The 24,008-nt window shown below is 70.2% G+C and carries 18 protein-coding genes and 1 riboswitch; of the genes, 16 read left to right on the forward strand and 2 right to left on the reverse strand.

Going from position 1 to position 24,008, the window contains the following annotated elements; all coding sequences use genetic code 11:
* Nucleotides 1-20 precede the first annotated feature (20 nt).
* The 3 genes from OHB49_RS25365 to OHB49_RS25375 all read left to right on the forward strand — a co-directional run bounded on the left by OHB49_RS25365 (nt 21) and on the right by OHB49_RS25375 (nt 4,513).
* Nucleotides 21-2,195, forward strand: a complete 2,175-nt coding sequence (locus tag OHB49_RS25365; RefSeq protein ID WP_329163275.1) for an N-6 DNA methylase — start codon at nt 21-23, stop codon at nt 2,193-2,195.
* A 129-nt stretch (nt 2,196-2,324) separates the two neighbouring features.
* Nucleotides 2,325-2,984 (forward strand): hypothetical protein, encoded by a 660-nt coding sequence (locus OHB49_RS25370; protein ID WP_329163276.1) that lies wholly within the window; start codon nt 2,325-2,327, stop codon nt 2,982-2,984.
* Nucleotides 2,981-4,513, forward strand: a complete 1,533-nt coding sequence (locus OHB49_RS25375; RefSeq protein ID WP_030976919.1) for a serine/threonine-protein kinase — start codon at nt 2,981-2,983, stop codon at nt 4,511-4,513. Before OHB49_RS25370 ends, OHB49_RS25375 begins: the two co-directional genes overlap by 4 nt.
* A gap of 324 nt (nt 4,514-4,837) precedes the next feature.
* Here the strand turns inward: OHB49_RS25375 and OHB49_RS25380 are convergent, their stop codons facing one another.
* Nucleotides 4,838-7,372, reverse strand: a complete 2,535-nt coding sequence (locus tag OHB49_RS25380; RefSeq protein WP_329163277.1) for a YfhO family protein — start codon at nt 7,370-7,372, stop codon at nt 4,838-4,840.
* A gap of 133 nt (nt 7,373-7,505) precedes the next feature.
* Between OHB49_RS25380 and OHB49_RS25385 the strand changes: the two genes are divergently transcribed.
* The 13 genes from OHB49_RS25385 (at nt 7,506) to OHB49_RS25445 (ending at nt 21,380) form a co-directional block, all read left to right on the forward strand.
* On the forward strand, nt 7,506-8,465 hold the full coding sequence (locus tag OHB49_RS25385; RefSeq protein ID WP_329163278.1) for a glycosyltransferase family 2 protein: 960 nt from the start codon (nt 7,506-7,508) through the stop codon (nt 8,463-8,465).
* Nucleotides 8,462-8,863 carry a GtrA family protein gene (locus OHB49_RS25390; RefSeq protein ID WP_329163279.1) on the forward strand — a complete coding sequence of 134 codons (402 nt, stop codon included), beginning with the start codon at nt 8,462-8,464 and terminating at the stop codon, nt 8,861-8,863. Before OHB49_RS25385 ends, OHB49_RS25390 begins: the two co-directional genes overlap by 4 nt.
* 138 nt (nt 8,864-9,001) lie before the next feature.
* Nucleotides 9,002-9,658 (forward strand): SurA N-terminal domain-containing protein, encoded by a 657-nt coding sequence (locus OHB49_RS25395; protein ID WP_030976926.1) that lies wholly within the window; start codon nt 9,002-9,004, stop codon nt 9,656-9,658.
* Between the two features lie 13 nt (nt 9,659-9,671).
* Complete coding sequence (locus tag OHB49_RS25400) at nt 9,672-10,634, forward strand: nucleoside triphosphate pyrophosphohydrolase (protein WP_030976928.1); 963 nt, start codon at nt 9,672-9,674, stop codon at nt 10,632-10,634.
* Between the two features lie 9 nt (nt 10,635-10,643).
* Complete coding sequence (locus tag OHB49_RS25405; RefSeq protein ID WP_030976930.1) at nt 10,644-11,957, forward strand: cytochrome P450 family protein; 1,314 nt, start codon at nt 10,644-10,646, stop codon at nt 11,955-11,957.
* Nucleotides 11,958-12,062: 105 nt separating this feature from the next.
* Complete coding sequence (locus OHB49_RS25410) at nt 12,063-12,998, forward strand: transglycosylase family protein (protein ID WP_329163280.1); 936 nt, start codon at nt 12,063-12,065, stop codon at nt 12,996-12,998.
* Between the two features lie 300 nt (nt 12,999-13,298).
* Nucleotides 13,299-13,469: riboswitch (cyclic di-AMP (ydaO/yuaA leader) on the forward strand.
* A 3-nt stretch (nt 13,470-13,472) separates the two neighbouring features.
* A complete protein-coding gene (locus OHB49_RS25415) occupies nt 13,473-14,171 on the forward strand; it encodes a LysM peptidoglycan-binding domain-containing protein (protein ID WP_030976933.1) in 699 nt (232 codons plus the stop codon).
* Between the two features lie 285 nt (nt 14,172-14,456).
* Nucleotides 14,457-15,737, forward strand: a complete 1,281-nt coding sequence (gene eno / locus OHB49_RS25420; protein ID WP_030976934.1) for a phosphopyruvate hydratase — start codon at nt 14,457-14,459, stop codon at nt 15,735-15,737.
* Nucleotides 15,738-15,839: 102 nt separating this feature from the next.
* On the forward strand, nt 15,840-16,310 hold the full coding sequence (locus OHB49_RS25425; RefSeq protein WP_329163281.1) for an FtsB family cell division protein: 471 nt from the start codon (nt 15,840-15,842) through the stop codon (nt 16,308-16,310).
* Nucleotides 16,311-16,380: 70 nt separating this feature from the next.
* Nucleotides 16,381-16,989, forward strand: coding sequence for a DUF501 domain-containing protein (locus OHB49_RS25430; RefSeq protein ID WP_329163283.1), 609 nt, complete (start codon nt 16,381-16,383; stop codon nt 16,987-16,989).
* Nucleotides 16,986-17,927: a Ppx/GppA phosphatase family protein gene (locus tag OHB49_RS25435; RefSeq protein WP_329163285.1), complete on the forward strand. Its 942-nt coding sequence runs from the start codon at nt 16,986-16,988 to the stop codon at nt 17,925-17,927. Before OHB49_RS25430 ends, OHB49_RS25435 begins: the two co-directional genes overlap by 4 nt.
* Before the next feature lie 463 nt (nt 17,928-18,390).
* Nucleotides 18,391-19,776: an NAD(P)/FAD-dependent oxidoreductase gene (locus OHB49_RS25440; protein WP_313937651.1), complete on the forward strand. Its 1,386-nt coding sequence runs from the start codon at nt 18,391-18,393 to the stop codon at nt 19,774-19,776.
* 299 nt (nt 19,777-20,075) lie between these two features.
* Nucleotides 20,076-21,380 carry a cyclopropane-fatty-acyl-phospholipid synthase family protein gene (locus tag OHB49_RS25445; RefSeq protein WP_329163287.1) on the forward strand — a complete coding sequence of 435 codons (1,305 nt, stop codon included), beginning with the start codon at nt 20,076-20,078 and terminating at the stop codon, nt 21,378-21,380.
* Between the two features lie 93 nt (nt 21,381-21,473).
* On the opposite strand, the gene OHB49_RS25450 is transcribed toward OHB49_RS25445, so the two are convergent.
* Complete coding sequence (locus OHB49_RS25450) at nt 21,474-23,999, reverse strand: ABC transporter permease (protein ID WP_329163289.1); 2,526 nt, start codon at nt 23,997-23,999, stop codon at nt 21,474-21,476.
* Between the last annotated feature and the right edge of the window lie 9 nt (nt 24,000-24,008).

Consider the following 24,008-nt stretch of genomic DNA (forward strand, 5'->3'; position numbering starts at 1 on the left):
CAGGACCAGGGAGACAGTCAGTGCCGGAGAACTCGACAGAGGTGACCGCGGCCGGGATCGCCCGGCTCGCGGGGGTGGGCCGCGCCGCCGTCAGCAACTGGCGACGCCGCCACGCCGACTTCCCCAAGCCGGTCGGCGGCACGGAGACCAGCCCGTCCTTCGCCCTGCCCGAAGTCGAACAGTGGCTGCGCGACCAGGGGAAGCTCGCCGAGGTCCCGCTCCGTGAACGGGTCTGGCAGCAGCTGGCCGGGCACCCGGCCGGCGCCGTCCCCGCCCTCGTCCGCACGGGCTGCGCCCTGCTGCTCGTCCGGGACAGGCCCACCGCCTGGCTGGAGATCACCGCCGTGTCGGACGGGCGGATGGCCACGGTGCTGCACCTCGCCCTGAACGACCTGCTCACCGCACGCTTCGGTCCGGCCACCGAAGCAGGCGACGGAAGCGGAGGCGGAACGAGTGGGTGTGTACGCGCTGTTCACACCCCGACCGCCGACGAACTCCTGCCGTCCGTTCCCCTGCTGCGCGCCGCTGCCGAACTCGCCGCCGAGACCGGCGCCCGCCAGGCCTTCGAGTTCCTCCTCGGCCGCCAGCTCGACGCCAACCCGCGCCAGTTCACCCTCACCCCTCCGGGCCTCGCCGAGCTGATGGCCGCCCTCGTGGAGACGGGCAGTCGGCCCGCCCGTACGGTTCTCGACCCGGCCACAGGAACCGGCGCCCTGCTGCGCGCCCTCAGCCGTCCGACCGCCCTGTACGCGCAGGATGCCGACCCCGACCTTGCCGCGCTGACCGCGCTCCGCCTCGCCCTGAACGCCACCATCGAGAGCTGCACGGTCGCCGTGCGGGCCGGCGACACCCTGCGCGCCGACGCCTTCCCGCAGCTCGCCGTCGACGCCGTGCTCTGCCACCCGCCGTTCAACGAGCGCAACTGGGGGCACGACGAGCTCGCCTACGACCCCCGCTGGGAGTACGGCTTCCCCGCCCGTACGGAGTCCGAACTCGCCTGGGTCCAGCACGCCCTGGCGCACCTGCGCGAGGGCGGCACCGCGGTCCTGCTGATGCCCCCGGCTGCCGCGTCGCGTCGTTCCGGCCGTCGGATCCGTGCCGATCTGCTGCGCCGCGGCGCCCTTCGTGCCGTCGTCGCCCTCCCGGCCGGCGCCGCACCCCCGTACGGCATCCCGCTCCACCTCTGGGTGCTGCGCAAGCCCGGCGCCGGTGTCCGCCCCTCGCCCGAGCTGCTGCTCGTGGACACCGCCGAGCCGGCCGAACCGGCTGCGGCGACCGCTGCCACGCCCGCATCGGGCGGGCGCGACAGGCTCGACTGGCAGGCGGTGCGCAGCGCCGTGCTGGACGCCTGGGAGCCGTTCGACCGGGCGGAGCGGACCGGTCCCGAGCCGGACGCCCCCCTCGGCCGAACCGGCCAGGACCGGCCGGGTGTCAGCCGGGTCGTCCCCGTCATCGAACTCCTCGACGACGATGTGGACCTGGCCCCCGCCCGCCATCTGCCCCCGCCGACGGCCGGTGGCGGACCCGCCGAACTCGCCCGCGTACGGGACCGGCTGACCGAGACGCTGCGGCTGACCGCCACTCTCACCCCGCCGCTCGCGGACCTCTCCGACCCCGCCCGCTGGCCCCTCACCACCGTCGGTGAACTCGCCCGTGCCGGCGCACTCCAGCTCCGCACCGGCGGCTCCGGCACCGGACCCGGGCCCGTCCTCACGGAATACGACGTCCTGGGCTCCACCGCCCCCTCCGGAACACTTCCCGCCACCCCCGCGAGCACCGACGGGCCGCCCGAGGAACCGGTCCTCGTCGAGCCCGGTGACGTCGTCGTCCCCGTACTGGGCGGCGGCATCGTCGCCCGGGTGATCGACGAGGCCACCGCGGGCGCCGCACTCGGCCGCAACCTTCAGCTGCTGCGCCCCGATCCGGCCGCCCTCGACCCGTGGTTCCTCGCCGGTTTCCTGCGCGGCACCGCCAACAACCGGCAGGCCAGCAGTTACGCGTCGACCGCGACCCGGCTCGACGCCCGCCGTCTCCAGCTGCCGCGCCTGCCACTCGCCGAACAGCAGCGGTACGGGGCGCAGTTCCGCGCCCTCGCCGCGTTCGAGGACGCCCTCCGGCTGACCGGCCGGCTCGGCGGGCAGTTGGTCCAGGGGATGTACGACGGGCTGACGGACGGTACGGTCACGCCGAAGTGAGCTGAACCACAACGGTTCCGTACAACCCCGGGACCGTTGTCGGTGTCGCCCTTTACGCTCAGGTCTGCCAGATCTGCGCGCGCTGACAGGTGCGTTCAGCACTTCCCCGACCAGGTACCAGGAGCAGCCATGTACGGCCCGGGTCATCCGCCGCAGCCGACGCCTATGCCGCCGCGTCGGCTGCCCAGCCGGGCCTGGATCGTCTCGATGCGCGTGCTGTTCGTGGTGCTCTCGGTCTGCTCGATCGGTCTGCTGCTGTGGGCCCCGCTGCTGCGCCTCGCGATCGTGCGCCGCAGGACGTCCGACTGGTGGCTGACCGGGGCCGGCTTCGTGTTCATCTGTGTCCTCCTGCCGATCATCGGCAGGGACGGCAGCAATGCCGATGCCAACGGCATCGACTTCGTCCTCATACCGATGCTGTTCCTGGCGATGCTGGGCGCCCCCGTGTACTACCTGGTCGCGGACATCCGCCACTACGAGCAGCTCGAGAAGCAGCCCTTCGCCGGCGGGTACCTGCCGCCGGGGTACGGGTACACGACCGTGCCCGTACAGCAGCAGCGGCCCGCTCAGTCGCAGCAGTACCAGCAGCAGCCACAGCCACAGCCACAGCAGTACCAGCAACATCAGCCGCCTCGGTACCAGCCCCACTCCCAGGGTGCGCGCCCTGGGAGCTCCCAAGCCCAGCCTGCGCAGCGCGCGTCCGCGCCCACCCCACCCCACCGCATCGACCAGGTCCGCGCCGAGCTCGACGAGCTGAGCGACTACCTCCGTAAGGAGGAGGACCGTTGAGCGGACGCGTCATCGCCGGGCGGTACGAGCTGGCGACCATCCTGGGCCAGGGCGGCATGGGCCAGGTCTGGACGGCGTACGACCAACGCCTGGACCGCAGGGTCGCGGTGAAGCTGCTCCGGCCCGACCGGGTTGCCGGTCCCGGCGGCAGCGGTGCCGCCGAGGAGCTGCGGCGCCGGTTCGTGCGCGAGTGCCGGGTCACCGCCCAGGTGGACCATCCGGGCCTGGTCACCGTCCATGACGCGGGCAATGACGGCGACGACCTGTTCCTCGTCATGCAGTACGTCGAGGGCTCCGACCTCGCCGACCATCTCGCCGAGCACGACCCGTATCCCTGGCAGTGGTCCGTCGCCGTGGCCGCCCAGCTCTGCGCCGCGCTCTCCGCCGTGCACGCCGTGCCGATCGTCCACCGCGACCTCAAGCCCCGCAATCTGATGGTGCGCCCGGACGGCACGATCACCGTCCTCGACCTGGGCGTAGCCTCCGTCCTGGACAACGACACCACCCGGCTCACCCACACCGGTACGCCGATCGGTTCCCCGGCGTACATGGCGCCCGAGCAGGCGATGGGCGGCGCCGTCGGCCCGTACACCGACCTCTACGCGCTCGGGGTGCTGCTCCACGAACTGCTCAGCGGGGACGTGCCGTTCGCCGGGTCCACCGCCCTCGGTGTGCTGCACCGCCACCTCTACGAGCCGCCGCTCCCGGTCCGGCAGATCCGGCCCGAGATCCCCGAGCCCCTCGAAGCGCTCGTGCTGCGGCTGCTCGCCAAGGACCCGCAGCACCGTCCGGCGAGCGCCCAGGAGGTGTACGAACACCTCACCCCGCTCCTACCGTCCCGCTCCACGGGGCTGCCGTCCGGCCCGCTCGACCCGACCCGCCCCTTTCTGCGGCCGCACGCCCCGTGGCCCGATCTCGTCACCACCCCGCCCGCCGCGCAGCCGGCGCCGGTGGCCGCCAAACCGGATGTCGCGGCCGCCGTCGACGAGGTGAAGCAGCTGCTCGGGCAGGGCAGGATCACCCAGGCCGTGGACATCCTCGGTGGCATCCTCCCGGCCGCGGCCGAACAGCACGGTGAAGGTTCGCCGGTGGTCCGCATCCTGCGCAAGCAGTACGCGGCGACGCTCATGGACGACGGGCAGTACCGTCGTGCCCTGCCCGAACTGCGCCGCCTCGCCGACGACCGCGCGGCGGAGGCCGGCCCGGCCGACACCCAGACGCTGCAGTACCGCTACGACGCGGCGCAGTGCCTGGAGCAGCTGGGCGAACCGGCTGCCGCGCTCGCGGAGTACCGCGCGGTCCTGCCGTACTACGAGAACCAGTACGCGACGGGCACCGACCCGGCCCGTTCCTTCGAGATCCGTCAGCGCATCGGGTATCTGCTGCTCGCGGTCGGCGACCACGCGGCGGCACGCGGGCAGCTCCAGGCACTGCTGTACGACACCGAGCGGATGTACGGGCCGCACCACCCGCTGCCGGTGGAGCTGCGCCGCCAGCTCGACCGGCAGATGCAGGTCCGCGGCGGCTGAGCGGACCGGACGCGGCGGTCCGGTCCGGTCCGGTCCGTGAAAGCAATGACACCGGGCACCGCCGCGGTCACCGGTACGCCATCGACAAGAGGGTGACACACACCGGTGGCACGCTCACGATCGACCGGAACGCCCCGGCCGCGATCGTGGGGAGCTGAGGCCGCCGGGCATGGCTGACTGAGCGACCACCCCAAGGGCCTTTCGTTCGGACCCCGAGAGCCCAGCATGATCCGAACGAGAGGCCCTCATTCCCCACCGTCGCTCGCGCCCGCAGGCCGGTCCGACGGGACGTGCCGTCGGACCGGCCTGCGGGCGGGGGCCGGGTCAGTCCGGTCCCGCCAGTACAAGGTCCTGCCGCCCGGCGCGTCGACGCACCAGCGCACCCCACACCGCCACTGCGGCCAGCACGAGCAGCGCGCCCGCTCCGACCGTCGAACCGGCCCGCAGCCCGGGCGGCCGGAACGTGCAGTCCACAGAGGACGCGTGGGCGGGGACCGGCACCGCGACCAGTCCCAGATACGAGTCGGCGGGGCGCCCCTCGCAGCTCCAGCCGGCGATCCGGGGCGCGGCGAGCACGACGGTTCCGCGGCTTCCGGGCGGCAGTTCGGCCCGGACGCCGTCGTCGGTGAGGCGGACGGACGTCGCTCCTGTGCGCCGCAGCCCGGTCACGGCCGCGGCCAGCCGGTCCCGGTCCAGACAGCCGAGGGCCTCGCGCGGCACGGTCCCGGCGCGGACGGACCGCAGCGTGACCACGACCTGCCCGTCGGCGCCCACGATCCGTCCAAGTGGTTCCATCGCGGCGCGGCGGGCCGGCAGCAGGCCCCGGAGCTCGGTCTCCTGGCCCGCGCCCGGCCGATCGCTCACCTGCGCCGAACCGAACACTCCGGGAGCCCACAGATACACCTCGCTGCCCGCCGGACAGCGGGCGGTCAGCTGGTATGTGCCGCGCCCCACCCGGTGGGTGCGGTCGTCCCGATCCTCGACCGGAGCACCGCTCACCGTCCGGAGGGTCGTCCGCGGCAGGGTATAGACCCGTGAACCGAGCAGTGCCTCCTGGTTCCGGAACGGCGACGGGCCGAAGGACGGCGCCGCGCCCGGTTGCCGCACCGTCACCAGCGGCGGCACCTGCTGCCGCGCCACCGTCACCGGCCGGTCGTCCGGTGCGTTCCACCGCTGGTGCGGGTCGCGCGGCCCGTGGACCCGAGCACCGACCGAGAAGATCGCGTCGGTGACGGGGTTGTCCAGGCTCTGCACGGCCCGGCCGTGGGACGTCCAGCCGCCGCCGAGGGCGGCGAGCGTGCGGGTCAGCACGGCCGGCGTATGGCTGCTGTAGTACGCGGCGCCCTGACCGCCCACGAGCAGTGGATCGTTGGCGGTGGTCCGCTCCCCACCGGGGTCGGTGCGGTAGCGCGGCCAGCCGTCCACGCGGGCCACCGCGTCGGCCTGTACACGCTGCCGCTCGCCCCAGGGCGCGTAGTGATCGAGCTGGGCCAGGCGCTGCCGGTCGGCGAACGCAGTGGTCGCCGCGGCCTGCCCCACCAGCGCACCGGTCAGCAGCAGCACGGCGGCGAGACCCGCCCGACGGCCCCGGGCGGGCAGGGCGAGCGCGGCGGCCGTCGCCACCAGACCGGCCGCGAACAGCAGATACGACCGGTGCGTGGCCAAGTCGCTGAAGGCCGCCCCCGCCGCGATCAGCACCAGCACCGCGCCTCCGCCGACCAGGGCCCGGGGCCCCGGCCGGCCGTACGAGACCGAGATCCAGGCAGCGATCACCACCAGACCGGCGAGCACGAACGTCTGCCGGTACGGACTGCCGTTGGGCGTCGCGAACGCGTGCCAGAGGAGATGGGTCGGCCCCCACTGCAGCGACAGCCCGACCCCCGCCACCAACCCCGCCCACGCCCACCGTTCGCGCCGCGGCACACCCCGCTGGAAGACGAGTGCGCAGGCCGGGAGCAGTGCGACGGCGCTCAGGAAGAGGGCGGGAGTGAAGAAGCCGTACGTGCCGGGGAACAGCCGGGCCAGCACATCGGGCCAGGCAGCTGGCTGGAACGTCCGGTCCCAGCCGGGGTAGGCGTGTTTCGTGCCCAGGTAGACGGGAATCAGGACGGGCGCCGCGAGCCCGATCCCCACCAGTACGCTCCCGGCCGCCCGCGCCAGCCCCCGTATCGCGGCCTTCGCCCTCCCGGCCCCCTCCTCACCCTCCGTCAGCAGACGTACCACCAGCACCAGGGCGGCCCCCAGGGTCGCCATGTACGCCGTATAGAAGTTGGCGACCCACACCACCGCGACGAGCAGCGGAGCCACCATGCGATGGCGCCCCGTCCGGGCCCACTCACCGACCAGACAGAGCAGCGGCAGGGCGATCAGACCGTCCAGCCACATCGGGTTGTACGACGCCTCGGCGACCGACCAGCCGCACAACGCGTACGAGCCGCCGAGCACCCCGGCCGGCCACCAGCGCCCGCCCCGCAGTGTCAGCAGCAGGAATGCCATCGCGGCCGCAGCGGACGCCATCTTCACCACGGTCACCACGTACACCGCGAGGTCGATGCGGTCCCGGGGGAAGACCCCGACGAGCAGTGCGAACGGGCTGGTCAGGTAGGTGCCGAGATCCGGCAGGAAGCTGGTGCCGTACGCGGACGACCAGTTCAGGAACAGGCCGCCGTCGCCGCGCCCGTGCAGCAGGTCCCAGAGCCGGGTGTGGAACGGCACGAACTGATTGCCTAGATCATTGACGCTCCGGGTGCGCGGCCCGAACGGAAAGCTGCGGGCCCTGGCGTCGCCCGCGCACACGGTGGCCGTGGTGATCAATGCGGCGAGCGTGGCCGCGGCCGTGCGGGGACGGAAAGTCGGCATACGGACGAATATCGCAGCCGTGAAAGTGATGAGCAGTACGGAACCGTCATTCAATAGTTCAATTCACCTGATGGTTGCTCACTGTCCATGTCCGGCCTGCATGTCTGACGTACCGACAGGGTGAGATGCTCCTGTGCTGATCTCGTTAGTAGTGCCTTGTTTCAACGAGGAGGAGATCCTCGAACGCTTCCATGCGCGTGCCACGGACGAAATGAGCCGGCTGGCGCACGAATTCCAGATCGTCTACGTCGACGACGGCAGTGCTGACCGCACGCTGCCGATCCTGGAGGAGCTGGCGGTAGCCGACCCGCGGATCCGCTATCTCTCCTTCAGTCGCAACTTCGGCAAGGAAGCCGCCATGCTCGCCGGCCTCCAGCACGCCGACGGCGATGCGGTCGTCATCATGGACGCGGATCTCCAGCACCCGCCCGAGCTCGTCGGCCGCATGCTGGAGGAGCACGCCCACGGCTACGACCAGGTGATCGCCCGCCGTAACCGCAAGGGCGACCGCGTCACCCGCACGCTCGGTGCCCGCGCCTACTACTCGCTGATCAACCGCCTGGTGGACGTGGAGCTGGTCGACGGGGTCGGCGACTTCCGGCTGCTGTCCCGGCGTACCGTCGACGCGGTCCTCGAACTCACCGAGTACAACCGCTTCTCCAAGGGCCTGTTCGCCTGGGTCGGATTCCGGACGACGACCTTCGAATACGAGAATGCGGTCCGTGAGAAGGGCAGCTCCGCCTGGACGATCGGGAAACTTCTCAACTACGGACTCGACGGGCTGCTCTCCTTCAACAACAAGCCGCTGCGCGCCGCCCTGTACCTGGGGATGGTGCTGATGTCCGTCGCCTTCGCCTACGCCGCCTGGATCGTCGGAGTCGCCCTGGTCAAGGGAGTGGACACGCCCGGTTACGTCACGCTGATCGTCGTGGTCACGGCCCTCGCCGGGGTCCAGATGGTGATAGTGGGCGTGGTCGGCGAGTATGTCGGCCGCATCTATTACGAGGTGAAGCGGCGCCCGCACTTCTTGGTGAAGGCATCCAATACCGGCGTACCGAATCAGCAGCGGCCGCGGGAGTTCGTACGCCGATGACGGTCACGGCCCAGATGACCCGCTTCGCTCTCGTCGGCGTCGTGAACACCGGTACGTACTACGGCTGCTACCTGGCCCTGCTGACCGTACTGCCGTACCTGGCCGCGCATGTGATCGCGTTCGCGTTGAGCATGACCGGCTCGTTCCTGCTGAACTCGTACTTCACGTACCGGACCCGGCCCACCTGGCGGAAGTTCCTGCTCTTCCCGCTCACCAACGCCGCCAACTTCGTCATCACGACCGGCGGTGTCTGGCTGCTGGTCGACCATGCCGGCTTCAGCAGCCGCTATGCACCGCTGGTCGCGGCGGTGGCGGCCATCCCGATCACCTTTGTGGTCTCCCGCGCGATCATGCTGCGACCGGACGCGAGGCTCAAAGCGGTCGAACGCGTGCGCTGAGCGGACCGAATTCGGCCCACATCCCCAACTCCTGCCGAATCGTTGGTCGAACCAGTGGCCCGGATCACGACCACTGCCTAACATCGATCACCGCAAGGTCTTGTGCACCGCCGCACAATCTCTCCCCGGGAGGCTCCTTTGCACCGCCGCCGTCGCACCGCGCTCGTCGTCTCCGCCGCCATGCTCGTCGCGGCGCCGCTGCTCTCCGCCTGTGGGAACCAGGCCCACCCAGGTGCCGCAGCCGTGGTCGGAGGGGACCGGATCGAGGTGTCCACCGTGCAGGCCCAGGTGGCGGAGGTACGCACCGCGCAGCGCGAGTCCGACCAGTCCGTCCAGCTCATCAACAAGTCGGGGCAGCTCGGCCGGGCCAAGCTGCACGGGATGATCTTCGACCGGATCCTGGACAAGGCCGCCGCGGACGCGGACGTGACGGTCAGCCGCAAGGAGATCCAGGAGATGCGGCAGTCGGCGGCCACCCAGTCCGGGGGAGAGGCACAGCTGCGGACGATGATGCTCCAGCAGAGCTGGGTCGCCCCGGACCAGATCGAGGCCGTCCTGCGCGAGCAGGTCCAGCTGACGAAGCTGGCCCAGGCGCTCGGCGCCGACCTGCAGCAGCCCGCCGGGCAGAAGGCCGTCGGCGACGCACTCACCGCGGCGTCGAAGTCGTTGCACATCGACGTCAACCCGCGCTTCGGCACCTGGGACGACAAGCAGACCCAGCTCGCCAACTACAAGGCCCCGTGGATCACCCAGGTCACCAAGCCCGCCCAGCAGGAAGCCGCAGCAGGCGCGTAGGTAGGTTGGTGGGGTGAACGCTGAAGATCCCGGTCGTATCGTCCTGCTCACCGCCAGCCACCGGGTCGCGCCCGGGCTGCTGTCCTGGCCGGCCTGGCAGACGCTGCAGGCCGCCGACCGGGTGCTCTGCGCCGAGCAGGACCACCCCCAGCTGCCGTATCTGCGCGAGGCGGGCGTCACCGTCGAACACGCCGCGCCCATCGCGCAGGAGCTCGTCGACGCCTGCGCGGGCGGCCGGACCGTCGTGGTCGTCACCGGCGGTGAGGGCAACCAGCCGCTGACGGACGGGCTGGCCCGGCTCGCCGGATCGGGCCGGGTGCAGATGCCGAACCTGGAGCTGCTGCCCGGCTCGTACGATCTGCCGGGCGCCCGCCTCCTCGATCTCGTCCAGGTCATGGACCGGATCAGGGCCGAGTGCCCCTGGACGTCGCAGAAGACCCACCAGGGGCTCGCCAAGTACGCCATCGAGGAGGCGTACGAACTGGTCGAGGCGATCGAGGACGGCGACCGCGACGAGCTGCGCGAGGAACTCGGGGACGTACTCCTTCAGGTCGTCTTCCACGCCAGGATCGCGGAGGAGGACGAGGACCAGCCGTTCTCCGTCGACGACGTCGCGGCCGCCCTCGTCGAGAAACTGATCCACCGCCATCCGCATGTCTTCGGCGACGAGACCGCCGAGACCCCGGAGGACGTGCACGCGCACTGGCTGCGCACCAAGGCCATCGAGAAGCAGCGCGACTCGGTCACCGACGGGGTGCCGCTCGGCCAACCCGGCCTGGCGCTGGCGGCGAAGCTGGCCGGCCGGGTCCGTACCGCCGGACTCGATGTGGCGCTCCCCGCGGGGGACGGCATCGGGTACGAGCTCCTCGCCCTCGCCGTACGCGCGGAACAGGACGGCACCGACCCCGAGGCCGCACTGCGGGCCGCCGGCCGCGCATACCGGGACGCGATCCTCGCGGCGGAGGGCAACGGATAACGTCAGGGGGTGAACGACAGCCCCGCCGACACCCCTGCCGACAGCCCCGCCGACGCTCCTGCGGACGCCCCCGAACTCTTCACATGGGAGTTCGCCACCGACCCGTACCCGGCCTACGCCTGGCTGCGTGAGCACAGCCCCGTGCACCGCACCGCGCTGCCCAGCGGGGTCGAGGCATGGCTGGTGACGCGGTACGTGGACGCCCGGCAGGCCCTCGCCGACACCAGGCTCTCCAAGAACCCGGCGCACCACGACGAGCCGGCGCACGCCAAGGGGAAGACCGGCATCCCGGGCGAGCGCAAGGCGGAGCTGATGACGCATCTGCTGAACATCGACCCGCCCGACCACACGCGGCTGCGCCGCCTCGTCTCGAAGGCGTTCACGCCGCGCCGGGTCGCGGAGTTCGCGCCGCGCGTGCAGGAGCTGACGGACCGCCTCATCGACAACTTCATCGAGGAGGGGAGCGCGGACCTCATCCACGACTTCGCGTTCCCGCTCCCCATCTACGCGATCTGCGATCTGCTCGGCGTTCCGCGCGAGGACCAGGACGACTTCCGGGACTGGGCGGGCATGATGATCCGCCACGGCGGCGGGCCGCGCGGCGGGGTGGCGCGGTCGGTGAAGAAGATGCGCGGCTATCTCGCCGAACTGATCCACCGGAAGCGGGAGAACCCCGGGGACGATCTGATCTCGGGGCTGATCCGGGCCAGCGACCACGGCGAGCACCTCACCGAGAACGAGGCCGCCGCCATGGCCTTCATCCTCCTCTTCGCCGGCTTCGAGACGACGGTCAACCTGATCGGCAACGGGGTGTACGCCCTGCTGCGCAACCCCGAGCAGCGGGAGCGGCTGCAGCGTTCGCTCGACGCGGGGGAGACGGGGCTGCTGGAGACCGGCATCGAGGAACTGCTGCGGTACGACGGCCCGGTGGAGCTGGCGACCTGGCGGTTCGCCACCGAACCGCTGGTGCTCGGCGGGCAGCGGATCTCGGCGGGCGACCCCGTACTGGTGGTGCTCGCCGCCGCGGACCGGGATCCGGAACGGTTCGCCGACCCCGACACGCTCGACCTCTCCCGGCGTGACAATCAGCACCTCGGCTACGGTCACGGCATCCACTACTGTCTGGGGGCGCCGCTCGCCCGACTGGAGGGACAGGCCGCGCTGGCCACACTCCTGAGGCGCCTCCCGGACCTGCGTCTTGCGGTGGAACCTACCGATTTGCGGTGGCGTGGGGGGCTCATCATGCGCGGACTGCGCACTCTTCCCGTGGAGTTCCATCCCGGACATCGCTCCGGTGAAGGTGACACTCTGTCAACTCCGTGACTTTCACGTGATCTGCGCTGCATCGACTTGTGACAAGCGTTCGACTGCCGCTACGTTCACCGTTCGACTCACCAGTCACTTGTCAGTCACACGGAAGGCAACCCCATGGGCTCCGCGAACGGCAGACACCGTCGCCCTCGTCAGGCACCCGCCATCGTCGTCGCCGCAGGCGTCACCGGCTCGGCCATCGCCATCCCGCTGCTCGGCGCGGCCGGTGCGCACGCGGCCGACGCCACGACCTGGGACCGGGTCGCCGAGTGCGAGAGCGGCGGCATGTGGAGTGCCGATCTCGGCAACGGCTTCTACGGCGGTCTCCAGTTCTCGCAGGACACCTGGAAGTCGTACGGCGGCGAGGCGTACGCCTCGCGTGCCGACCTCGCCAGCCGCTCGCAGCAGATAGCGGTCGCCGAGAAGGTCCTCGACGACCAGGGGCCACGGGCGTGGCCCAGCTGCGCGGTGATCTCCGGGCTCACGGTGGACGGGACGCTGCCGGGTGTCGATCCGGGAAGCCTGCTGTCGCCCGACCCGACGGAGAGCGCGGACCCGTCCGACGAGGCCTCGGACGAGGCGAGCGCAGAGGGCGGATCGAAGTCGTCGTCCGCCAAGTCGTCGGAGAAGTCGTCCGGCAAGACGTCGGGCAAGGCGTCCGGTCAGGCATCGAGCGAGCCGTCAGCCGATGTGTCGGATACATCCGGTTCGGCCGACTCGTCCCGCTCCTCCGGTTCTTCCGGCAGCGAGGCGGGCGGTAAGCACCGCGGCGCGCCGGCCCCCGAGGCGGGCCAGGGCATGGGAACGGGCGGTGACCGCGACTCGGGCCGCCATGCTTCCCGCGGTAACGGTGACGGACGCGACACGCGCGACTCGGCCGCGGACGGCACATACACCGTTCGGCCGGGCGACAACCTCTGGGCGATTGCTGATGCACAGAAGGTTCATGGCGGATGGCCGGCGCTCTATGAGGCCAACAAGACTGCTGTCGGCGACGACCCGGATCTCATTCTTCCTGGCCAGAGCCTCGATCTCGGTGTGAAGGCGGAGTGAGACCGGTCTGATCAACAGCTTAAATCACCCCAAAAATAGGGGTAGTTCAGAGGCCTATGTCCACTTATGTGTAAGTGAGACATGGGTCTCTTTGCGTTAATCGGCGTGTCTCGTCTGTCAGGCCTGTCCGCATCGCCCCCCACCTGCGAAAACGATGACCGGCCGGACGTGAGTAGGGGATGATTGTCAGTTATGTCCGTCTTTGAATGTGGGGGTTGCGTGCGTTTACGGTCGGAACCGCTCGCACCGCGGGCCCCATCGACCGTCACGCCGAATCCTGCCGTCGGTCGAAGGGAACAGACGCGTAAAGCGCCGTAGGCAGGAGCGGGGGACCCAGGTAAGCGCCGGGCCCGATGGTCGAAAGACCGTCAGGACCGGCTTGGGGTGAAGTCGCGTGCTAGGACATGCGACCGGGCAACTCACTTGGCCCGAACCCGACAGCTCACCTCGTAGGCGTCGGTGAGGAGAATTTGCATGCTGCTGAACAGCAAGGGCAAGCACCGTCGCCCGTCCAAGGCCGTCCGTGTGGCCACGCTCGCCGGTGTCGCCGGTGCCGCCATCGCCGTTCCCCTGATGGGTGCCACGGGTGCCTCCGCGGCCTCCGTCGCCACGTGGGACGCCGTCGCCCAGTGCGAGTCCGGTGGCAACTGGTCCATCAACACCGGCAACGGCTACTACGGCGGCCTGCAGTTCTCGCAGTCCAGCTGGGCCGCCGCCGGTGGCACGCAGTACGCCCCGCGGGCCGACCTGGCCACCAAGGCCCAGCAGATCGCCACCGCCGAGAAGCTCCTCGACATGCAGGGTCCGGGTGCCTGGGGCTGCGCCGGCGCCGGCAACCTGACCAACGACGGTGTCGACCCGGGTGTCGACACCGGCTCCGCCGCCGCGAAGCCGGCCGCGCCGAAGCCGGCCGAGCACACCGAGGCCCCCACCGCCTCCCGCTCGGACCGCGGCACCGCCCCCGAGGCCGCGAAGACCGTCACCACGCCGACCGGCCAGAAGGTCGCGAAGGGCGACGGCGAGTACAAGGTGAAGGCCGGTGACTCGCTCAGCAAGATCGCCGAGGCGCACAAGGTGAAGGGCGGCTGGCACCAGCTGTTCAAGCTGAACAAGAACATCGTCAAGGACGCCGACCTGATCTTCCCGGGTCAGCAGCTCCACCTGACGAAGTAGTACGAGCCTCAGCAGAAAAGCGCTCTCTCTCCTCCCTGAGCACCCCGACCCGGCGCGGATTCCCCCGTACGCGCCGGGTCGGGGTTTCTGCGCTCACCGTTCAACCGTTGTGGTTACTGCTCAGTAGATTTCTGAACGTTTGCCCGTCTACGGGTGCCCTTGGGTCCTTTTTCGTCCCAGGAGGCGGGCGGTCGCCGAACGCAGTGCGCCAGGGCGGTTAGGCTCTTGGCGCAAGGCCAAAGCGACCCTGCACAACCAGCGTCATATCCCAGAAGGAGATGCCTCGTGCCGTCCATCGACGTCGTCGTAGCCCGGGAAATCCTCGACTCCCGCGGAAACCCCACGGTCGAGGTCGAGGTTGGCCTCGACGACGGCAGCACCGGCCGTGCTGCTGTTCCGTCCGGCGCCTCCACCGGTGCGTTCGAGGCCATTGAGCTTCGCGACGGTGACCCCAACCGCTACCAGGGCAAGGGCGTCGAGAAGGCTGTCCTCGCCGTGATCGAGCAGATCGGCCCGGAGCTCGTCGGCTACGACGCGACCGAGCAGCGGCTGATCGACCAGGCGATGTTCGACCTGGACGCCACCGAGAACAAGGGCTCGCTCGGCGCCAACGCCATCCTCGGCGTCTCGCTGGCCGTCGCCCACGCCGCCTCCGAGGCCTCGGACCTGCCGCTGTTCCGCTACCTCGGTGGCCCGAACGCGCACCTGCTGCCCGTCCCGATGATGAACATCCTCAACGGTGGGTCGCACGCCGACTCCAACGTGGACATCCAGGAGTTCATGATCGCCCCGATCGGCGCGGAGTCCTTCTCCGAGGCCCTGCGCTGGGGCGCCGAGGTCTACCACACGCTGAAGAAGGTCCTGAAGACGAAGGGCCTGTCGACCGGTCTCGGCGACGAGGGCGGCTTCGCGCCGAACCTGGAGTCGAACCGCGCCGCCCTGGACCTCATCCTCGAGGCCATCAAGGAGGCCGGCTACGCCCCGGGCAAGGACATCGCGCTGGCGCTCGACGTCGCCGCCTCGGAGTTCTACAAGGACGGCAAGTACGAGTTCGAGGGCAAGTCCCGCTCGGCCGCCGAGATGACCGAGTACTACGAGGAGCTCGTCGCCGCGTACCCGCTGGTCTCCATCGAGGACCCGCTGTACGAGGACGACTGGGCCGGCTGGAACGTCATCACCCAGAAGCTCGGCGCCAAGGTGCAGATCGTCGGCGACGACCTGTTCGTCACCAACCCGGAGCGTCTGGCCCGTGGCATCGAGGAGGGCTCCGCCAACGCCCTGCTCGTCAAGGTCAACCAGATCGGTTCGCTGACCGAGACCCTGGACGCCGTCGAGCTGGCCCAGCGCAACGGCTTCAAGTGCATGATGTCCCACCGCTCCGGTGAGACCGAGGACACCACCATCGCCGACCTCGCCGTCGCGGTGAACTGCGGTCAGATCAAGACCGGCGCCCCGGCCCGCTCGGACCGTGTCGCCAAGTACAACCAGCTGCTGCGCATCGAGGAGATCCTCGACGACGCGGCGGTGTACGCGGGCCGCTCCGCGTTCCCGCGCTTCAAGGGCTGATCGCAGGCCCGTCACGGGTCAAAGGCACCGGCCTCCGTCCGTCCCCGCACTCGGTCCCGTACCGTGTGCGGGGACGGACGTGCGTAGTGGGGAGGCGGAGACATGGCCGCGAAGGACCGGGACCGGTTCTCCACCGCGACCCGGCTGCGGCTGCTCGGAGAGCAGACCGCCGCTCGTGTCTACCGTTCCCAGAACCGCCGTCAGGCCCGCCGTTCCCGGCTCACGGGCCGGGCCGCTTTCCTCGCCCTGGTCGTCTGCTCCCTGGTGGTGGCGCTCGCGTACCCGATGCGACAGTACGTGTCGCAGCGCGACGAGATCGCCGACCAGGAACGGCTGGCGCAGGAGGCGGAGGCACGCACCGAGGAGCTCCGCGACGAGAAGGCGCGCCTCCAGGACGACGCGTACATCCGGCGGCTGGCCCGGGAGCATCTGCACTACGTCCTTCCCGGGGAGACCGGTTACACCGTGGTCGACCCGGACGCGGCCAAGGAGCGCAGCGGAGGGTCGGAGGAGACCGACCGGCCGTGGCACTCGAACCTGTGGGACGGCGTGGACTCCGCCGACCGCGACTGACCTCTTCTCCCTTTCTCCTGATCCGCTGCGGAACCGCAGTTCAAGCATCCCGAGTAGAACCAAGGCAGGCATGGAAACGCCCCCTCCCCAGACCGAATCCACCACGCCCACCGAGGCGGACATCGCCGCGTTCCAGCAGCAGCTCGGCCGCCCGCCGCGCGGGCTGCGCGCGATCGCGCACCGCTGCCCGTGCGGCAACCCGGACGTGGTCGAGACGCAGCCCCGGCTGGAGGACGGTACGCCGTTCCCGACGACGTACTACCTGACGTGCCCGCGCGCGGCGTCCGCGATCGGAACGCTGGAGGCGAACGGCGTCATGAAGGAGATGACGGAGCGTCTGGCCACGGATCCGGAGCTGGCGGCGGCGTACCGCAATGCCCACGAGGACTACATCGCCCGGCGGGACGCGATCGAGGTGCTGGAGGGCTTCCCCAGTGCGGGGGGCATGCCGGACCGGGTGAAGTGCCTGCATGTGCTGGTCGGGCACTCGCTGGCGGCGGGTCCGGGGGTGAATCCGCTGGGGGACGAGGCGATTGCGATGCTGCCGGAGTGGTGGCGCAAGGGGCCGTGCGTGACGTCGTGCGAACCCGCGGCCGAGGCCGGCACCGCAACACCGTCCGGCGACCCCGGAGCGGGGTCCGGGACGGATTCCCAGGCATCACGACAGGAGCGTCCATGACCCGCGTTGCCGCCATCGACTGCGGAACCAACTCCATCCGGCTGCTCGTCGCCGACGCCGACCCCGCCACCGGTGAGCTCACCGAGCTCGACCGGCGGATGGAGATCGTCCGGCTCGGGCAGGGAGTGGACCGCACCGGCAGGCTCGCCCCCGACGCGCTGGAGCGGACCTTCGCCGCCTGCCGCCGGTACGCGGCCGTCATCAAGGACCACGGCGCGGAGAAGCTCCGCTTCGTCGCCACCTCCGCCTCCCGCGACGCGGAGAACAGGGACGAGTTCGTCCGTGGCGTGCTGGAGATCCTCGGCGTCGAGCCCGAGGTGATCAGCGGCGACCAGGAGGCGGAGTTCTCCTTCGAGGGCGCCACCAAGGAGCTCGCGGGCCGGGACCATCTCGCCAAGCCGTATCTGGTGGTCGATATCGGCGGCGGTTCCACCGAGTTCGTCGTCGGCGACGACCGGGTACTGGCCGCGCGGTCCGTGGACATCGGCTGCGTACGGATGACGGAGCGCCACCTCGTACGCGACGGTGTCGTCACCGACCCGCCCACGCTGGGTCAGATCACCGCGATCCGCGCGGACATCGACGCCGCCCTGGATCTCGCCGAGGAGAGCGTCCCGCTCACCGAGGCCGCCACGCTCGTCGGCCTCGCCGGCACCGTCACCACCGTGGCCGCGATCGCGCTGGGACTGCAGGAGTACGACTCCGAGGCGATCCACCACTCCCGGATCTCCTTCGAGCAGGTCCAGGAGATCACCGGGCGGCTCGTCACCTCGACCCACGCCGAGCGCGCCGCGATCCCCGCGATGCACCCGGGGCGCGTCGATGTCATCACCTCCGGGGCGCTCGTCCTGCTGGCCGTGATGAAGCGGACCGGGGCCCGCGAGGTCGTCGTCAGCGAGCACGACATCCTGGACGGAATCGGCTGGTCGATCGCCTAGTCGAGGCGGCCGGGCAGGGGTGCGTGCGAGCGTGGCCGACAAGGCGCTCATGCGCACTCCCGCCTGCACCTTTGAGCCTCCGTCGGCTCCTCGTGGACCCTTCGCGGACCCCCTCCGGGGACACGCCACGACGAAGTTCGTGAACTTCTTCACAAGGAATTCGGCGCTCCGGACCACACTTCTGCTCCGTACGGGCTTCCACGGCCGCCGAAGGGTCCGCCCGCCGCGCATGCAGGATGGTTTCGGGTGTGTTTCGAGGAGGTGGGCGAAGGGGGTGGTCCACTGTGCTCGCAAGGCTCAACGGCCTGCTCACAAGCGGTGAACAACGTTCGCCGCGGCGCGGGGGTTCCCCCGCGCTGCCATGACCTCGGTCACGTGGGCGGCGGAGTGTAGCAGAGGGTGGGGGATACCTTGTGAAGGGGCTCACGAGCGTGCCCCCCAGGTGGGGTGGATACTCGATGGCATGAGCACCACGGAGCGTCCCAGGATCCTCGTAGTAGGCGGTGGGTACGTAGGCCTGTACGCAGCTCGGCGCATTCTGAAGAAGATGCGCTACGGCGAGGCGACCGTCACGGTCGTCGACCCCCGGTCGTACATGACCTACCAGCCCTTCCTCCCCGAAGCCGCCGCCGGCAGCATCTCGCCTCGGCATGTCGTCGTCCCGCTGCGACGCGTACTGCCGAAGGCCGAGGTTCTCACCGGCCGCGTCACGACCATCGATCAGGACCGCAAGGTCGCCACGGTCGCGCCGCTCGTCGGCGAGGCCTACGAGCTGCCCTTCGACTACCTGGTCATCGCGATGGGCGCGGTCTCCCGCACCTTCCCGATCCCCGGCCTGGCCGAACAGGGCATCGGTATGAAGGGCATCGAGGAGGCCATCGGCCTGCGCAACCACGTTCTCGAGCAGCTGGACAAGGCCGACTCGACGACCGATGAGGACGTCCGCCGCAGGGCGTTGACGTTCGTCTTCGTGGGCGGCGGCTTCGCCGGTGCGGAAACCATCGGCGAGGTCGAGGACATGGCCCGCGACGCGGCGAAGTACTACACGAGCGTGAAGCGCGAGGACATGCGCTTCATCCTCGTCGACGCCGCCGACAAGATCCTTCCCGAGGTCGGCCCGAAGCTGGGCACCTGGGGCCGGGAGCACCTGGAGTCACGTGGTGTCGAGGTCTTCCTCTCGACCTCCATGGACTCCTGCGTCGACGGTCACGTCGTCCTGAAGAACGGCCTCGAGGTCGACTCCAACACCATCGTGTGGACGGCCGGCGTGAAGCCGAACCCGGCGCTGGCACGCTTCGGCCTGCCGCTCGGTCCGCGCGGTCACGTGGACACCTCCGAGAAGCTTCAGGTGCAGGGCACCGACTACATCTGGGCCGCGGGCGACAACGCCCAGGTTCCGGACATGGTCGGCCGCAAGGCCGGCAACCCGAACGCCTGGTGCCCGCCGAACGCCCAGCACGCACTGCGTCAGGCCAAGGTCCTCGGCGACAACGTCATCTCCGGGATGCGCGGCTTCCCGCAGAAGGACTACAGCCACGCCAACAAGGGTGCGGTCGCCGGTCTCGGCCTGCACAAGGGCGTCGCGATGATCGTCATGGGCAAGATGAAGATCAAGCTCAAGGGCCGTCTCGCCTGGTACATGCACCGTGGCTACCACGGCATGGCGATGCCGACCTGGAACCGCAAGATCCGGATCTTCGCCGACTGGACCCTTGGGATGTTCCTCAAGCGCGAGGTCGTCTCGCTCGGCGCCATGGAGACGCCGCGCGAGGAGTTCTACGAGGCCGCCAAGCCGGCTCCGGCTCCGGCCGCCGCCAAGGCCGAGGGCGAGAAGGCCAACGCCTCCTAGTCCACCCGCGGATGCTCGCATCCGCGCAGCTTGTGCATGACCCCGAAGGGGCCGTCCGCCATCCGTGGTGCGGGCGGCCCCTTCGGCGTGCCCGGGAAGGGGCCGGCCTGGCGACCCGGTAAGTGTGTGTGAACTACAGGTATTTTGCCGATCCGTTGCGCCGCTGCGGGATGGCGTTGGCGCCGGAGAGTGTTGAGGGGGGTGTACCTCGTCGTGGCACCACGGGTGCGGGGCGTGGTTCACGGCATGTTTGGGCATGTTCGGGCACGTTGGGAAACACCATCACGGAGGTGTACGCCATGGCAGACGCCGCGTTGCGGCTGACCGCTCTCGCCGAGGAGTTGCTGGGAGAACCCGTCCCGGTCCGGATCCGGGCCTGGGACGGCAGTGAATCCGGACCGCCAGGTGCCCCCGTACTCGTCGTCCGGAACCGCCGCGCGCTGCGCCGGCTGCTCTGGAAGCCGGGCGAACTGGGCCTGGCCCGCGCCTGGGTGGCCGGCGAGCTCGACATCGAAGGCGATCTGTACGAGACCCTGGACCGGATGGCGGGGCTGCTCTGGGAGCGCGGGGCGGACGCGAAGGACACCGTCCACCCGATCCGGGACCCCAAGGTGCGGTCCGCCGCCCGCGGCCTGCTGCAGCTGGCCGGGCCCTGGCCGCCCCCGCCCCCGCCCGCCGAGGAGGTCCGCCGCCGCACCGGCCCCCTCCACACCAAGCGCCGCGACAAGGAGGCCATCAGCCACCACTACGACGTGGGCAATGACTTCTACGAACTGGTCCTCGGCCCGTCCATGGTCTACTCCTGCGCCTACTGGGAGGACGGCGGCAGCCTGGAGGACGCCCAGCGCGACAAGCTCGACCTGGTCTGCCGCAAGCTCGCCCTGAAGGAGGGCGACCGCCTCCTCGACGTCGGCTGCGGCTGGGGTTCCATGGCCATGCACGCGGCCCGCGAGTACGGCGCCCAGGTCACCGGAGTGACCCTCTCCACCGAGCAGGCCGCGTTCGCCCGCAAGCGCATCGCCGAAGAGGGCCTGACGGACCGGATCGAGATCCGGGTCCAGGACTACCGGGACGTCAGGGACGGCCCGTACGACGCCATCTCGTCGATCGGCATGGCCGAACACGTCGGTTCGGTCCGCTACCGCGAATACGCCGACAGCCTCTACGCACTGCTCAGGCCCGGCGGCCGGCTGCTCAACCACCAGATCGCCCGCCGTCCCGAGAAGGACGAGTCCGCGTACCACGTGGACGAGTTCATCGACGCGTACGTCTTCCCGGACGGCGAACTCGCGCCGGTGGGCCGGACCGTCGCAACGCTCGAGGAAGCGGGCTTCGAAGCCCGCGACGTCGAGTCGATCCGCGAACACTACGCACTGACCCTGCGCCGCTGGGTCGCCAACCTGGAGAAGCACTGGGACCGCGCCGTCACCATGACCTCGCCCGGCCGGGCCAGGGTCTGGCGGCTCTACATGGCGGCCTCCGCGCTCTCCTTCGAGCACAACAAGATCGGCGTCAACCAGATCCTCGTGGTGCGTCCCATGGACGGCGGGGCTTCCCGGATGCCGTTGCGCGCCCGCGAATGGAAGGCCTCCGCGGCCGACTGAACGCGTACGGATGCAGAGAGGGCCGGTACCCGCAGCTCCAGCTTGCGGGTACCGGCCCTCCGTATCAGGGGCCGGCCATCAGCGGCTCACTCGCTACTCCGTCTTGATCGCCGTCAGCATGTTCAGCTTCGCCGCGCTACGGGCCGGCCAGAGCGAGGCCAGCACGCCCACCAGCGCTGCCAATACCAGGAAGACCGCGATCCGGTCCCACGGGATCACCAGGGCGTAGCCCGGGATGGCGGAGGCCAGCGTCCGGCCGATCGCCCAGCCGAGGAACGTACCGAGCGCGACCCCGATCACCGCACCGAAGACCGAGATGACCACGGCCTCCAGCCGGATCATGCGCTTGACCTTGCGCCGGTCCAGCCCGATCGCCCGCAGCATGCCGATCTCCTGCTGGCGCTCGAAGACCGACATCGCCAGGGTGTTGATGACTCCGAGAACCGCGATGATCAGGGCCATCGCCAACAGCCCGTACATGATGTTCAGCGCCGTGCTGATGAAGCCGCCGAACATGTCCCGGATGTCCTGACGGTCCATCACGGACATCGCCGGGTTGTCACCCAGGGCGTCGACCACGGCCTGCTCGTTGGCCTTCGACGCGCCGCCGTCCGTCTTCAGCCAGATCTCGCGGATGTCCGGGCGGCTCTGGTGCGCGTCCAGGATGTTCTTCGGCATCAGGACGGGCGAGAGGAACTCGTTCTCCTCGTAGACCGCGCCGACCTTCAGGGTGCCCTTCTTGTCGTCGTCGTACGTCACCGGGAGCGAGGTGCCGGGCTTCCAGCCGTTGGACTTCGCGGTCTTGTCGCCGACGGCGATCTCGCCGTCGGCGAGCGAATCCAGCGAACCGGAGACCGTCTTCACGGAGAAGACCTTCTGCACATCGCCCGGCGTCACCCCGGACGCCGCGTGGTAGGTGCCCTCGACCCTGATGGAGGCTGCCTGCTGGGGCGAGACCGCGGAGACGGCGTCGGACTTCTCCAGGGCGGTGAGTGCCGACTCGTCGAGCGAGTCGCCGCTCGCCATCGAGATCATGTAGTCGGCCTTGATGTTGTCCGTCGTCATCCGGTCGACGGCCTGGCCGAGCGTGACGCCGAGCACCGAGATGCCGGTGACCAGGGTGAGGCCGATCGCGAGCGCGGAGGCCGTCGCTCCGGTACGCCGGGGGTTACGGACCGCGTTCTGCGCGGCCAGCTTGCCGGAGACGCCGAACAGCTTCTGCAGCAGCGGCCGCACCAGCGCGATGACCGGCCGCGACAGCAGCGGGATCAGCACGATGACACCGATCAGTGCCACGAAGGCGCCGGCCCCGATGATCGTCCGGCCGTCCGAACCGGCTGCTGCACCCGCGACGATCCCGGCCGCACCGAGCAGGGTGAGCACCCCGCCGATCGAGTTCCGTACGACCAGCGACTTGGTGGTGGCCACCGCGTGGACGCTGCTCATCGCGGCCACCGGCGCGATCTTCGCGGCGCGGCGGGCGGGCAGCCAGGCGGCCAGCACGGTGATCAGGACGCCGACGCCGAGTGCGGCACCGACCGCGACGGGGGAGATCACCAGCGGACCGGCCGGGATCTTCCCGCCGATCAGGCTCATCGCCGAGCGCAGTCCGGTGGCGAGACCGATACCGAGGAGGAAGCCGATCACCGAGGCGAGCGCGCCGACCACGGCCGCTTCGAGCAGTACGGATCGCTTGACCTGGCGGCGGGAGGCGCCGACGGCGCGCAGCAGCGCCAGTTCCTTGGTGCGCTGGGCGACCAGCATGGTGAACGTGTTGGCGATCAGGAAGATGCCGACGAACAGGGCGATGGCAGCGAACGCGAGCAGCATCGTGTTGAGGTTGCCCAGACCGTCCTCGATCTGCTTCGCCTGCTCATCGGCGAGGGCCTTGCCGGTCCTTGCGGTGGCGTCCTTGGGCAGCAGCGGCTCCACCGCGTCCAGCAGTTTCCGGTCGGAGGAGCCGGCCGCGGCGGTGACGGTGACGTCCTGGAACCAGCCGGGCTTCAGATAGAGCTGCTGGGCGACCTGGGTGTCGAAGAGGACCAGGCTGCCGCCCGCGTTGACCGCGCCGTCCTCGGTGGTGAAGATCCCGGAGAGGGTGTACTCCTTCACCGGCCCGTTCGTGGCGACCCTTACCCGGTCGCCCACCTCGTAGGAGCCCTTCTTCGCGGTCTCCTTGTCGAGCGCGATCCGGCCGTCGCCGACCGGGCCCGTGCCGTCGACGAAGGTGTACGAGGCGTCCTTGCCGTTCGTGCCGGGGGAGAAGTTGCCGCCGGTGTTGGACCAGCCGTTGCCGATCAGCTTGCCGCCCGGGTCGGCGACCCCGGCGAAACCGGAGACCCGGCCGGTGACGGTGGCCACCCCGTCCAGGGACCGGATCTTCTTCAGTGTGGCCGCGTCGATGCCGGACGTCTTTGCGTCACGTCGGTCGGCGTGGGTGGTGACGGCGACGGCGACGTCGTCGTAACTCTTCGCCGACTGGTTGCGGAAGGCGTTGCCGAGGGTGTCGGTGAAGACCAGGGTGCCGGAGACGAAGGCCACGCCGAGCATCACGGCGAGCACGGTCATCAGCAGCCTGGCCTTGTGCGCGAGCACATTGCGCAGGGCGGTACGGAACATGTCTGTCAG

Origin of the sequence: Streptomyces sp. NBC_01717 (genome assembly GCF_036248255.1) — a bacterium.
GTDB lineage: Bacteria > Actinomycetota > Actinomycetes > Streptomycetales > Streptomycetaceae > Streptomyces.